This is a genomic window from Pseudomonas sp. SR18, from assembly GCF_023701505.1.
GTDB classification, from domain to species: domain Bacteria; phylum Pseudomonadota; class Gammaproteobacteria; order Pseudomonadales; family Pseudomonadaceae; genus Aquipseudomonas; species Aquipseudomonas cyclaminis.
In genome coordinates this window covers 142,105-155,506 of sequence record NZ_JAMQAU010000011.1, presented here as the reverse complement: position 1 = coordinate 155,506, position 13,402 = coordinate 142,105, and the positions used below count along the sequence as shown (strand labels likewise).

Genomic DNA, 13,402 nt, shown 5'->3' with positions numbered 1-13,402 from the left:
CATGGAAAAATCTGAGATCGAAGGGCTGTGGACCCATATCCACTGGCTTTCCATATTGGAAGAGCAAGGCACTTACACCGCAGCCGCCGCACGCCTGGGGGTGAGCAAGTCGGCGGTCAGCCAGCGGATTGCCGATCTGGAAAAGGCCACCGGCACCCAGTTGGTCACCCGCACCACGCGCAGTGTGCGGCTGACCGATGCGGGGCTGTCGCTGACCCGTGAAGTGCGTAGCGCCTATGCGCAAATCGCCCGCAGTTTCTCGTCGGTGCGTGACTCGGTGGGGGAGATTCGCGGGCTGGTGCGCCTTACCGCGCCAGTGGCATTTGCCCGACAGCAGCTGGTGCCGCATCTGTCGGAATTCCTGCAACGATACCCGCAAGTACGTATCCAGCTGGATGTGTCCGATGCGCTGAGTTCCCTGGCCGCCGAAGGCTACGACCTGGCCGTGCGCCACGGTTTCCAGGTGCCGGAAACCCACGTCGCCTGGAAACTCTGCGACACCGGCTCGGTGCTGGTGGCCACCCGCGACTACCTGCAACACCACGGCGAACCTCGCGAACCCGGCGACCTCTCGACCCACAACTGCCTGTTCTACCCTCGGGGCACCGACCAGCCTGCCTGGACCTTCGAGCGCGGCAGTAAAAACGTCGAACGCCTCACCGTGCCCATCGCCGGCAGCTTTGCCACCAATAACAGTGAGGCGCTGCGCGACTCGGCCCTCAACCACTTGGGCATTGCCTTGCTGCCGGACTTCAGCGCCCATGCCGCGCTGGCCAGCGGCAAGCTGGTGCAGGTGCTCAAGGACTGGACGCTCAAGGGCGCGTTTGCCAATGAGATCTACCTGATTCGGCCGTATTCGCCCCATGTGCCGAAGTCGGTGAGTGCGTTGGTCAGCTATTTGAAGGAGAAGCTGGCGGATGGGTTTCGCTTCGCGGGTTGAGGTTTATCGCTTGATCAACAGGACTAAAAGTCCATAATGGACAAAATAGTTTAGTCGCGGAGATTTTCATGTCCAGCACGCCTCAAGTGATTAACCAGCTCCAGGCTCGCGAATTACTCGCGCAGGTCGATGTAACGCAGATCCTGCGCAAGCTGTTTCGAGACCTGGCGGCCGGGCAAGCGGTGCAGCCGGCGCAACAGTGGGTCGAGTTCCCCCAGGGTGCCGGCGACTTTATCAACTACCTGGGCGTGCTGGCGGAGGAAGGCGTCTATGGGGTGAAAACCTCGCCGTACATCGTGCGTGAGCAAGGCCCGCTGGTCACCGCATGGACGCTGTTGATGTCGATGCAGACCGGCCAGCCGCTGCTGTTGTGTGAAGCCGCTGAGTTGACCACCGCACGCACGGCCGCGACCACGGCATTGGCGGTGGATGCACTGGCGCCACAGTCGGCGCAACGGCTGGCGATTATCGGCAGCGGCAAGGTGGCCCAGGCTCACCTGCATTACGTGAAAACCCTGCGGGACTGGCAAAGCATCAGGGTTTTTTCGCCCCGCCTGGCCGGTAAAAGCTCCGCGTTTGAACGCCCGGACCCACGCGCAAGCATCGCCCCCACCTGCGATGCGGCCCTGGAAGATGCCGACGTGATCCTGCTGTGCACTTCATCGGCCGGCCCGGTGATCGACCCTTCGCGCTTGAACAAGCCTGCACTGATCACCTCCATCAGCACCAACGCCCCGCGTGCCCACGAAGTACCGCCGCAATGCCTCAATGATATGGACGTGTTCTGCGACTATCGTCAGACCACCCCAGGTTCGGCCGGCGAGATGCTGATCGCCGCCGAACAGCACGGCTGGAACCCGAGTGCAGTCATGGGCGACCTGGCCGAACTGCTCAGTGACCAGGTACAGCCCCCGTCCTACGACCGCCATGTATTTTTCCGCTCCATCGGCCTGGGCCTGGAAGACATCGCACTGGCCAACGCCCTCTGGAGACGCCTATGAACCACGCAGATTTCATCATCATCGGCGGCGGTATTGCCGGCGCATCCACGGGTTTCTGGTTGTCGCAACACGGCAAGGTGCTGGTGCTGGAGCGAGAATCCCACCCGGCCTATCACTCCACGGGGCGTTCGGCAGCGCTCTACACCGCCGCCTACGGCACCCCGCAGGTGCGGGCGTTGACCCTCGCCAGCCGAGAGTTTTTCGACCAGCCGCCAACAGGGTTCTGCGAGCATCCTTTGCTGACGCCACGCGGCGAGATGACGGTGGACTTCACCGGCGACCCGGCCGAGTTGAACGCGCAATACCTCAGCGCCAAAGCCACTGTGCCGCAGGTCATACAGCTGAGTGCCGACGAGGCCTGTGCGAAGTTGCCGATCCTGCGTCGGGAAAAGGTCCACGGGGCAATCTATGACCCGACCGCAAGCGACATCGACACCGATGCCCTGCACCAAGGGTATTTGCGCGGGATCCGGCGCAACGGCGGTGACGTGCGTACCGACCGCCACGTGCTGGGCTTGAGCCGTGACAGTGCCGGTCTCTGGCACGTCAACACCCAGCACGACACCTTCACCGCCCCGATTATCATCAATGCCGCCGGCGCCTGGGCCGACCACATCGGGGGGCTGGCCGGTGCCGCCTCCATCGGCCTGCAACCCAAGCGCCGCTCCGCGTTTATCTTCGCCGGCCCTGAAGGCGTGGACAGCCACGGGTGGCCAATGCTGGTGGCCCTCGACGAAGCGTTCTACATGAAGCCCGACGCCGGCATGTTCCTTGGCTCACCGGCCAACGCCGACGCGGTCGAGCCCCAGGATATCCAGCCCGAAGAGCTGGACATCGCCATGGGCATCTACCAGATCGAAGAGGCCACCACCCTGACCATCCGCCGCCCGACCCGTACCTGGGCCGGCCTGCGCAGTTTTGTGCACGACGGGGATTTGCTCTCGGGCTTCGATCCTCAGGTGCCGGGGCTGTTCTGGGTGGCAGCGCAAGGCGGTTATGGCATCCAGACTTCACCGGCCATGGGCCAGGCCAGCGCGGCACTGGTGCGCGGCGCGCCGCTGCCGGAGGCATTGACGCGGTTCGGGCTGGACGCTGGTATGCTCTCCCCCGCCCGCCTGGAGCCCTATTGATGAACAGCGTCGAACCCGACAACGCCTTGCAGAACTTTCGTGCGATTGCCGATGCAATCGCCACCCTGTTTTTCCCCCACGCCGAAGTGGTGCTGCATGACCTGCGCTCGCAAAAGGTCGATTACATCGCCAATAACCTGTCGAAACGCACGATTGGCGACGACTCGGCGCTGGAGGACATGCTCAGCGATGACGTCAGCGAAGTGAATATCGGCCCGTACGAAAAGCTTAACTGGGACGGCCAGAAAATTCGCAGCCTGAGCACCGTGCTGCGCGACACCAGCGGTCGGCCCCTGGCGGTGCTATGCATCAACCTGAATATTTCACTGTTCGAAAACGCCAAGGCGGCGCTGGACCTGTTCCTGTCGCCCAGCAAGTTGATCCCACAGCCGGATGCGCTGTTTCGCGATGACTGGCAGGAACGTATCAACACCTTCCTGCATGCCTGGATGCGCGAGCGCCAGTTGAGCCTGAACCTGCTGACCCGCGACCACAAACGCGAACTGGTGCTGGCGCTGCATGCCGAAGGCGCGTTCAAGGGCAAGAGCGCTTCGAACTACGTGGCGAACGTGCTGGGCATGGGGCGGGCGACGGTCTACAAGCATCTGAAGGAATTGAAGGGCTGAACCTTCAGCCCTGTTTTTGGGTTTGGTGGTGAGCGGGCCCGTGCATCAATCGCCGTAGATATCGGCCTTGAAGTATTGCTGCGAAATCTTCTGGTATTCGCCACTGGCGCGAATGCCATCAATCGCCGTATTCAACTCGCTGACCAGCGCCTCGTTGCCCTTGCGCACCGCAATCCCCGCGCCTTCACCCACATATTTCGGGTCCTTGAGTTCCGGCCCGACAAAGGCATAGCCCTTGCCCCGTGGCATTTGCAGGAAGTCATTCAAGGGGATGGTGTCGGCAAAGATCGCATCCAGGCGCCGTGACGCCAGGTCCATGTAGATCTCTTCGTTATTGCTGTAGCGCTTGACGATGATGCCCTTGGGCTCGAACACCTCGGTGGCGTAGCGGTCAGTGGTGGTCGCACGCTGCACGCCGACGGTCTTGCCCTTGAGACTGGCGTACTGGTCATCGACCACGGCGCCGTCCTTCATCACCAGGCGTGACGAGGTGAAATAGTACTTGTGGGTGAAGTCCACCGACTTCTTGCGGTCTTCGTTGATGGTCATGGACGACAACGCCATGTCGATTTTCTTCACCTTGAGGGAGGGAATCAGTCCATCGAACTCACCTTCAACCCACACGCACTTGACCTTCATCTGCGCGCACAGCGCATTGCCAATGTCGTAGTCGAAGCCGACGATCGTGCCTTCCTGGGTCTTGGAGGCAAACGGCGGATAGGCCGCCTCGATGCCGATGCGCAGGGTTTTCTCGGCGGCCAGTACGTGGCTGGAAGCGATCAAGGCCAGCGCGGTGATAAGCAAGCGTTTCTTCATGGGTGATCTCGCAGGTTGTTGTTGGTTTGGCAAGAGAGAAGAAAAAATGCAGCAGAAATATTTGTACTTATAATTCCATCCTGGACTTTTATGTATGAATCGTCAATCCAGCCTGCATACACATGACTTTTTTGCACAACGCACCGGTGTTTTTGAGCGTTCATCTCCGGATTTATGCATGCCTATACTCGGTCCAGCCTGCCGGTTTAGCCGCAGGCCGTCCCTACAACAATAATCAAGGACACCGACCATGACGCATCCCTTCCTGGCCGCCCGGGATTTCCTGCTCGCCCATCGCACCGACTACGCCATCGCCGCCCGCGACTTCCGCTGGCCGCAGTTGGATGCGTTCAACTGGGCCCTGGACTATTTCGATGTGATGGCCGAGGGCAATTCGGCCAACGCGCTGTGGATCGTAGAAGAAGACGGCAGCGAGCAGCGCTACAGCTTCCAGCAGTTGGCTGCGCGCTCCAACCAGGTCGCCAACCATCTGCGCGCCGTTGGCGTGCGGCGTGGCGAGCGGGTGCTGTTGATGCTCGGCAACGACGTGGCGCTGTGGGTAACCATGCTCGCTGCCTTCAAGCTCGGCGCGGTGGTCATCCCCGCCACCGCCCTGCTCAACCCGGATGATCTGCGCGACCGCATCGAGCGCGGCCAGGTGCGCCATCTGGTGGTCGGTGAGGCGCATGTGGGCAAATTCGACGGCCTGGGCGATGGCTGCAGTCGCATCTGTGTGGGCACGGCACCCGCTGGCTGGGTTGCGCACAACGCTGCGTTTGAGTACCCCGAGCAGTTCGACGCCGAAGGCCGCACGTTGGCAATCGACCCGATGCTGCTGTATTTCACCTCCGGCACCACCTCCAAACCGAAGATGGTACTGCACAGCCACCAGAGCTACCCGGTGGGTCACCTGTCGACGATGTACTGGATCGGCCTGCAACCGGGCGACCTGCACCTGAATATCTCGTCTCCAGGCTGGGCCAAGCACGCCTGGAGCTGCCTGTTCGCGCCGTGGAACGCCGGCGCGTGCATCTTTATCCATAACGTCGCGCGGTTCAGCGCGCCGGCCTTGCTGACGGCGCTGGAACAGTATCGCGTGACCAGCCTGTGCGCGCCGCCCACGGTGTGGCGCATGCTGATCCAGGAAGACTTGGCCAGTCACAAGACGCGCCTGAACCTGCGTGAATTGGTCGGCGCGGGCGAACCGCTGAACCCGGAGATCATCGAGCAGATCCAGCAGGCCTGGGGTTTGCCGCTGCGCGATGGCTTCGGCCAATCGGAAACCACCGCACTGGTCGGTAACACGCCCGGCCAGTTGCTCAAGCCGGGCTCCATGGGCCGCCCGTTGCCGGGTTACCGCGTTGCGCTGCTCGACCCCGACGGCGTGCCTGCCACCGAGGGCGAAGTCGCCCTGCCCCTGGATGTGCGCCCTCTCGGTTTGATGATGGGCTACGAAGACAGCCCGGAAAAAACCGCTGAAGTGATGCGCGACGGTTACTACCGCACCGGTGACACCGCGCAGATCGACAGCGACGGCTACATCACTTTCGTCGGCCGCGCCGATGATGTATTCAAAGCCTCCGACTACCGCATCAGCCCGTTCGAGCTGGAAAGCGCGCTGATCGAACACCCGGCCGTGATGGAAGTCGCCGTAGTCCCCAGCCCCGACCCGCTGCGCCTGGCCGTGCCCAAAGCCTTCCTGATCCTGGCCCACGACGCCCCAGGCAGTGTCGAGCTGGCCAGGCAGATCCTGGCCTTCGCCCGCGAACACCTGGCGCCGTACAAGCGCGTGCGGCGCATCGAGTTTGTCAGTGAACTGCCCAAGACCATTTCCGGCAAGATTCGCCGGGTGGAATTACGGCAGATGGAAGTGCTGCGTCGCCAAGGGGAGACACGGGGTGAACAGGAGCATTTCGAGGAGGATTTTTCCTGAGCCGATACCCGGTATTGAGCGGGCTACCAGCGGTACCAGACGCTCCAGATAAATAAGCTGGCAGCCCATATGAAGCCGAAATTGGTCGGCCACAACGCCCAGCGCTTGAGGGATAAGGGGATGGCGGCCAGTTCGGCTTCGGTCACGTCCCCTCGCTTGATATGGGTCTTGGGCATTGCCAACAACTGATTGATCAAGAGCATGCGATAAAACCGGTCGATATGCGTATTTCGGCCCCAAAAACGTTTGTTATCGCAGACCACTTTGTTCTCGCTGAAGTAGCTTTCCAACGCTTCGAGCTTGGTGTATTCGACGTAGAAAGACAGCACGGCACCAATCAGGCCAGCTGCAAATACCAAAATTGTAAAGATGAGAAAGATATCCATGGTTAAGCACCCTCTGGTTGAAAGATCAGATCACCATCGATCTCCAGAATTTTCCCGCCAAGAAATGCGCCCGAGTCGCCGAATGCACTGCCCACCGTATGTCCTCCCGCAGCACCGCCAATAACAGCACAAGCCAACTCACCGTTTCCTTTAGCGGCAACGCCCAAAAAGAGCGTACAGGCGCGACGGGCTAAGTGTGAACCGAACTTCCCACCCCAATAAGCGCCCGCCACACCGCCCACCAACTTCCCCGACTCCACATATTTCGCCCGCCGACACTGCATCTCCCGTCCGTCCACATACGTCCCTTCCCCAACCACTTCGACGTCTTCGCAATCGCCCGCACCCGCTGCGCATACCCGGCGACCTCGCCCTTGTGCAAGCGATGCGTCGCCAAGGGGCGACACGGGGTGAACAGGAGCCTTTCGAGGAGGATTTTTCCTGAGCCGATACCCGGTATTGAGCGGGCTGTCAGCGGTACCAGACGTTCCAGATAATTAAGCTGGCAAACCATATGAAGCCGAAATTGATCGGCCACAACGCCCAGCGCTTGAGGGATAAGGGGATGGCGGCCAGTTCGGCTTCGGTCACATCCCCTCGCTTGATATGGGTCTTGGGCATTGCCAACAATTGACTGATCAAGATCATGCGATGAACCCTGTCGAGATGCGTATTTCGGCCCCAAAAACGTTTGTTATCGCAGACCACTTTGTTCTCGCTGAAGTAGCTTTCCAACGCTTCGAGCTTTGTGTATTCGACGTAGAAAGACAGTCCTGAACCAATCAGCGCCCCTGCAAATATAAAAATCGTAAAGACGAGATAAAAATCCATGATTAGGCGCCTTCTGGTTGAAAGATCAAATCACCGTCGATCTCTAGGATTTGGCCGCCAAGAAACGAACCGCGAGCGCCAACTACATCGCCCCCTACATACCCTCCCGCAGCACCGCCAATAACAGCAAAGCCAGTTCACCGTTTCCTTTAGCGGCAACGCCCAAAAAGAGCGTACAGGCGCGACGGGCTAATTTTGCACCGAGCGGCCCGCCCCAATAAGAGCCCGCCACGCCGCCCACCAACTTCCCCGACTCCACATATTTCGCCCGCCGACACTGCATCTCCCGTCCGTCCACACACGCCTCCTTGATCTCCAAACCTGCCACGCCCACATCCAGCGCCAACCCCACATACGTCCCCTTCCCCAACCACTTCGACGTCTGCGCAATCGCCCGCATCCGCTGCGCATACCCGGCGATCTCGCCCTTGCGCAAATAGCTTTTGGTTGAAATCCCGAGCACCGTCTTCAACGCCTGATTGCCCCGCAACCCCGTGCCAAATCGTGCAGCGCCCTGCAACTGCGTTTCCAGCAGCCCAAACAGCACCTGGCGCTGGCGAAAAAACGCTTGCCGGTCCAGGCCGCCGTCCCGCAAACGCTGATGCAATCGCTCGATCTCCTCCAGGGTATGCACCACCTCGTTCAGATGCCGCGACCACGCCGATGTGGCGCTGCCTATCCCCAACGAGCTGTAGCCCAGAAGGCTCTGCAGCAAGTCATAGTCATTGACCACCCGGGTTCCGGCAGCACTCTCCAGTTCTCGGCGAATCGTCTCAGCCTGACGCACCAACCAGGCTTCCTCCAGCGAACAGGTGACGCTGTAAGCATCGGGAATGACGATCAACTGCCCAGGCGTCACCAGCCCATGGCGCAGATGATGATTCAACACATCGAAATGGGCCGAACGTTCCCGGCTTATGCCGCCGCCCATCAAGCGGGATTTCAGGCTGTGATAGTCCGTGGTTCGGTCGTTGATATAGCCCTGCGCCATGCCCTACATCCCTGGATGCAATGAAGATGGCGTCGAAATATAAGCAAGCGAATGCTCCCCGGACACAAGCCCAGAGGGTCTGAATTACATTTGGGAAGTTGCCTACATCGCAGGAACGAGTCACCTACGGAAATGCCGCACTTGGGGCTTAGCGGACAACTGCCCGATCATTCGGGCAGTGCCGCCAAGCTACTTTGCGACTGCGCGAAACCGGTCACGCGCAAGCAGTGAACACGGTGCCGCCTACAGGTCGTAACGCAGCGCCATACCGAAGGTGCGCGGCGCGCCGGCGTCGATGATTTCGTCATCGCGGTTGTTGGTGACGTAGCGCTTGTCGAAGGCGTTTTTCACGAAGCCCGACACAGATACGTTCTTGGTGACTTTGAATTCGCTGCTGAAGTTCGCCAGCACGTAGTTGTCGCTCCTGCGCTCGCCGTTGACCTTGCCCGCTGCATCGAACTCGTAAGCGGAAGGCGCGCTGCTCTGGTAAGTCACGTCAGTGTTGAAGGTCAGGCGGTCGTTGAGGCGATAAATGCCGCCCACCGAGGCCTTGTACTTGGGCGAGTAGTAGAACGCCTCGCCGCTGCGGTCCTGGCCATTGCCGACGACAAAATCCTTGTACTTGCCATCGGTGATGGCGCCGCCGACGGTCAGCGTCAGTTGCTCGCTGAGGTCTTTCTCGATGAACACTTCCAGACCCTTGATATCACTGCGACCGGCGTTGTACACGTTGATAATGTTGCTGCCGGCTTGGCGCACGCTGACCTGCTGGTCTTTCCAGTCGGTGTAATACAGGTTGGCGCGGGCGCGCAGGGTATCTTCGAGGAATGAACCGCGGTACGACAGCTCATAGTTGGTGGTGTATTCCGGGTCATACGCCTCGTGACCGCTGCCGGAGCGCACATTCACGCCGCCGCCGCGATAACCTTTCTGCACCATGAAGCCCAAGTACTGGCCGGTGGCGAGTTCGTAGTTGATACCCAGTTTTGGCAGTACGGCCGCGAACGATTTCTTGACCTTGGCGGCCTCGGACAGGTCGTCCTGCTTGATGTCGGTGTCGTTGGTTTCGTGGTCGTAGCGCAGGCCGGTGACCAGGGTCCAACGCGGGGCGAAGGTCCAGTCGACCTCACCGAACAGCGCCTTGTTTTCGATGACCGTGTCGCCTTTGACCGTGACCGCCAGCACGTTATCGAACAGCAGTCGGTCGTGGAAGTTGTTGGAGTTGTGGCCGTAATAGGCGCCGAGGAAACTCTTCACCGTGTCCGAGTTGTAGTTCAGGCGCAACTCCTGGCCGAACAGGTTGCCATCCTGCTGGCGTCGGATGACTTCATTGGCGTCGGCGGTCTGGTCGAAGTCCAGGCGGTTGGTGTAGTCGGACCGGGTGTTGGTGGTCAGGCTGGTCAGCGACCATTGGTCATCGAGGCGGTAGTCAACCTTGGCGCTGACGGTGTCCTGGTTGAGGTTGTCGAACGCCTGGGTATCGGAGGAAACCTTGTAGTAGCGGACCTTGTCCGGGGTGCGGATGACCGAGTTGTCACCCTGGCGGTGCTCGTTGTGGGCGTAGGTGAGCAGGACGTCGAGATCGTCGCTGGGCAGGATCAACAGCTTTCCGCGAGCATTGCTGGTGCGGTGCGGGTTGGCGTCTTTACCGAGGGCGATGTTGTCGATGTAGCCATCGCCGTCCTGATAATCCAAGGCGATACGCCCGGCGATCTTGTCATCGACGATGCTGCCACCGCCGGCCACCGCTGCGCCTTTTTCACCGTAGTTGCCCACGTTGGTTTGCGCCGAGAAGGTCGGCTGGAACGTCGGGTTGCGCGTTTGGATCACCACGGCGCCAGCCAGGGAGTTACGCCCCTGGGTGGTGGATTGCGGGCCGAGGAAGACTTCGACCTGTTCCACATCCCACAAGCCGGTCGGGCTCAAGGTCAGGGTACGGTTGGGCTGCACCGCGCCATCGACATATACCGAAACGGCACCGTTGAGGGTGGCCGGGCCCTGGTCGTCGAAACCGGATACCGGTACACCGCGAATACCCCAGTTTTCGTTGCCGGCCTGGCTGTACACACCCGGCGTGCGCGCAAACACGTCGACCAGGCTGTGGTCGGCCTTGTCCCGCAGTTGTTGTTCGGTCACCACCACGACGCTGGATTGGGTCTGTTCAAGGGAGCGGTTGATTTTCTCGCCGCTCACTGTGATCGGGGCGATTTCCATTGTGTTCGGCTCAGCCGCCCAGGCACCGCCAGCCAAGCACACCGACCCGACCGCCAACGCAATTGTGTTCTGTTTGAAATTCACACCCTGCTCCCCTGCCATCCATCGTTATTGTTTTTTGCGGCGGGCTGAAGGCAGCCAAACGCCAGCGGGGCGGAGTCTAAGGGATAAGAATTCCAAAGTGAACATAATTGATAAGTGATCTCATTTGAGATAACTACGCATTCACGTATCAGCTTGAATACATTAGCGTAACGCTGACCGCCCGCTAAAAGGCGGCCCCGACACGCCCTTTACGCCGCCCTAGAAATCCACCGTGGCCGACACCTGCAACGTACGCGGATAACCCGGCGAAAACGCGCCATACGAGGCCACGCCAGACCAATACTCACGGTCAAACACGTTCTGCACCGTGGCGCGGAACGTGGTCGGCCGCCCTTCTATCTTCGTCGCATAGCGCGCGCCGGCATCAATGCGCGTCCAGGAATCCAGCGCCTGGGTGTTGGCCTGGTTGACGTATTGGCTGTCGGTGTAGATTGCCCCGCTGGTGAGGGTAAAGCCTTCCAGCCACGGCGTGTCGTACTCGGCCCACAGGTTGGCCTGGATCTGCGGCACGCCGACCGGTTTGTTGCCCTGGTTGGCCGCCGTGGCGGATTTTGTCAGCTCGCCATCGAGAAAGGTCACGCCGCCCATCAGGCGGGTACCCGGCGCCACTTCACCGTAAACACTCAGCTCGACGCCACGGTTGCGCTGTTCGGCCTGCACCGAATACACACCGTTGGCCCCCAACTCACCGCTGGGCTTTTCGATCTGGAACAACGCCACGCTGGTCATGAAGGTGCCGTGTTCGTACTTCACGCCCAGCTCGTGTTGCCTGGATTCATACGGCGCAAAGGTTTCGCCCGCGTTGCTCGCCGTGCCGGGCGCGATATCGCCCTTGCTCAGGCCTTCGACGTAGTTGTAGTAGAGCGACACGTCGTCCCAAGGCTTGACCACCACACCCACCAAGGGCGTGGTGGCGTTGTCCTTGTAGCGGGAACTGACCGCGCCTGCGGCGTTGTAGTTGCGCGACTCAATGGCCTGGCGACGCAGGCCCAGTGTCAGTTGGATACGGTCATCCAGAACGCCCAGGGTATCGGTCAGCGCTACGCCAGACAGCTCGGATTCGGAAATGCGCAGCACCTTGGGCGTATTGATGGTTTGCTCGGGCCTGTCCACCGGATGGTAGATGTTCGAGCGAATGATCGTGCCGTTGTTGATGCCCCTGGACAGCTCGTCCTGGTAACGGGTCGCCATCAACGTGGTGGTGTGGGTCACCGGGCCGGTGGCGAACAGTGCGCGCAGGCCCACGTCGGCGGTGGAGCGGTCGACGTTGAATTTGTAATAGCCCGGAATGTTTTCGGTGTCACCGGCGTCGTTGAGGATACGCGGCACCTGGTCGGACATGCGCTTCACATCCGAGCGGCCCCCACCGGCATGGGCGAACACGGTGAGCGAGTCATTCAGGTCATATTCGCCGCCGAGCAACACCGACTGCTCCTTGGTGTCTGACCAACCCCACTTCTGCGGCAGGCTGGTGCGACCGTTCGGCGCAGAGGGCACGTCCACGCCCGGCGCGATGGTGAACGGCCGCGAGGCGCCCTCCCAGCTTTCTTTCTGGCTGATGTAGTCAAGGTTCAGGCGCAGCCGTTCGCCGCGATAATCCAGGGCGATGGCGCCGATGCCGACGTCGCGGTGCTGGTCGTCGACGGCGGTGTCGCCGCCCTGGAGGCTGCCGTTGAAGCGCAGGCCAAACTGGTTTTGCTCACCGAAACGCCGGCTGATATCGAGGTGGCCGCCCACTTGGGTATCGGAGGCGTAGCTGCCGGTGAAGCGCGTCAGGTCTTGATCCAGCGGGCGCTTGGGCACAATGTTGATCACCCCGCCGACGCCGCTGTTGGGTGAGATGCCGTACATCAACGCACCCGGGCCCTTGAGCACTTCGACGCGTTCGGCGTACTCGGTAAACGCCCGATAGTTGGGCGCCACGCCATACACGCCGTCATAGGCCAGCTCGCCCAGATTGCCCTCACCAATGGCAAAGCCGCGCACAAAGAACGAGTCGACAATCCCGCCGGTTTGCCCGGTCGAGCGCACCGACGGATCGCGTTCCAGGGCATCGGCCACGGTCACGGTCTGCAGGTCGGCGAGGGTCTTGGCGGTGTAGCTGGTGACGCTGAATGGCGTGTCCATCACATCCTTGTTGCCCAGCATGCCCAGGCGTGCACCACGGGCCACCTGGCCACCGGCGAGCACCTCAGGCAAGTCGGTGGGGCCGCTGTAGCGGGCGTTGACGTTGGTCGCGTCAAGGGTCAGGCTCTGCGCGCTGTCGTCAGTCGAGCCGGCGGTGGCGGCCCAGGCGTTGCCGCTGGCAGCGGCGACAATCAGGGCGGTACGAATGGCGAGGGTTAACCGGCTGGCAACAAGCATGGCGTCGGGGTCCTTTGATCGAGAGAAAATGAGAATTACTCCTGATGCCAGCCAACGCGCGAAAA

General features: G+C 60.9%; 10 protein-coding genes and 2 pseudogenes. 5 read left to right on the top strand and 7 right to left on the bottom strand.

Annotation, left to right across the window (positions count from 1 at the left end; translation table 11 throughout):
- Nucleotide 1 precedes the first annotated feature (1 nt).
- The 4 genes from NDJ82_RS17595 (at nucleotide 2) to NDJ82_RS17580 (ending at nucleotide 3,697) form a co-directional block, all read left to right on the top strand.
- Nucleotides 2-940 carry a LysR family transcriptional regulator gene (locus tag NDJ82_RS17595; RefSeq protein ID WP_099584552.1) on the top strand — a complete coding sequence of 313 codons (939 nt, stop codon included), beginning with the start codon at nucleotides 2-4 and terminating at the stop codon, nucleotides 938-940.
- A 68-nt stretch (nucleotides 941-1,008) separates the two neighbouring features.
- Entirely contained in the window at nucleotides 1,009-1,941 is a 933-nt protein-coding gene (locus tag NDJ82_RS17590) for an ornithine cyclodeaminase family protein (protein ID WP_250925967.1), read from the top strand.
- Nucleotides 1,938-3,071 carry an NAD(P)/FAD-dependent oxidoreductase gene (locus NDJ82_RS17585; protein WP_250925966.1) on the top strand — a complete coding sequence of 378 codons (1,134 nt, stop codon included), beginning with the start codon at nucleotides 1,938-1,940 and terminating at the stop codon, nucleotides 3,069-3,071. The genes NDJ82_RS17590 and NDJ82_RS17585 overlap by 4 nt, the downstream gene beginning before the upstream one ends.
- Nucleotides 3,071-3,697, top strand: a complete 627-nt coding sequence (locus NDJ82_RS17580; RefSeq protein WP_250925965.1) for a helix-turn-helix transcriptional regulator — start codon at nucleotides 3,071-3,073, stop codon at nucleotides 3,695-3,697. Before NDJ82_RS17585 ends, NDJ82_RS17580 begins: the two co-directional genes overlap by 1 nt.
- 45 nt (nucleotides 3,698-3,742) lie before the next feature.
- On the opposite strand, the gene aotJ is transcribed toward NDJ82_RS17580, so the two are convergent.
- On the bottom strand, nucleotides 3,743-4,513 hold the full coding sequence (gene aotJ, locus NDJ82_RS17575) for an L-arginine-binding protein AotJ (protein ID WP_250925964.1): 771 nt from the start codon (nucleotides 4,511-4,513) through the stop codon (nucleotides 3,743-3,745).
- Between the two features lie 250 nt (nucleotides 4,514-4,763).
- Between aotJ and NDJ82_RS17570 the strand changes: the two genes are divergently transcribed.
- Complete coding sequence (locus tag NDJ82_RS17570; RefSeq protein ID WP_250925963.1) at nucleotides 4,764-6,446, top strand: AMP-binding protein; 1,683 nt, start codon at nucleotides 4,764-4,766, stop codon at nucleotides 6,444-6,446.
- A 23-nt stretch (nucleotides 6,447-6,469) separates the two neighbouring features.
- Here the strand turns inward: NDJ82_RS17570 and NDJ82_RS17565 are convergent, their stop codons facing one another.
- The 6 genes and pseudogenes from NDJ82_RS17565 to NDJ82_RS17540 all read right to left on the bottom strand — a co-directional run bounded on the left by NDJ82_RS17565 (nucleotide 6,470) and on the right by NDJ82_RS17540 (nucleotide 13,337).
- Nucleotides 6,470-6,832 (bottom strand): hypothetical protein, encoded by a 363-nt coding sequence (locus NDJ82_RS17565; protein ID WP_250925962.1) that lies wholly within the window; start codon nucleotides 6,830-6,832, stop codon nucleotides 6,470-6,472.
- Nucleotides 6,833-6,834: 2 nt separating this feature from the next.
- A pseudogene (locus tag NDJ82_RS17560) lies at nucleotides 6,835-7,214 on the bottom strand (hypothetical protein); the annotation flags it as partial.
- An 89-nt stretch (nucleotides 7,215-7,303) separates the two neighbouring features.
- Nucleotides 7,304-7,663: a hypothetical protein gene (locus NDJ82_RS17555; protein ID WP_191959895.1), complete on the bottom strand. Its 360-nt coding sequence runs from the start codon at nucleotides 7,661-7,663 to the stop codon at nucleotides 7,304-7,306.
- Between the two features lie 2 nt (nucleotides 7,664-7,665).
- A pseudogene (locus tag NDJ82_RS17550) lies at nucleotides 7,666-8,654 on the bottom strand (hypothetical protein).
- Nucleotides 8,655-8,897: 243 nt separating this feature from the next.
- The gene (locus tag NDJ82_RS17545) at nucleotides 8,898-10,952 is read right to left on the bottom strand and encodes a TonB-dependent receptor (protein WP_250925961.1); all 2,055 of its coding nucleotides are present in this window, start codon (nucleotides 10,950-10,952) and stop codon (nucleotides 8,898-8,900) included.
- A gap of 219 nt (nucleotides 10,953-11,171) precedes the next feature.
- Complete coding sequence (locus NDJ82_RS17540; RefSeq protein ID WP_250925960.1) at nucleotides 11,172-13,337, bottom strand: TonB-dependent receptor; 2,166 nt, start codon at nucleotides 13,335-13,337, stop codon at nucleotides 11,172-11,174.
- Nucleotides 13,338-13,402: the final 65 nt, after the last annotated feature.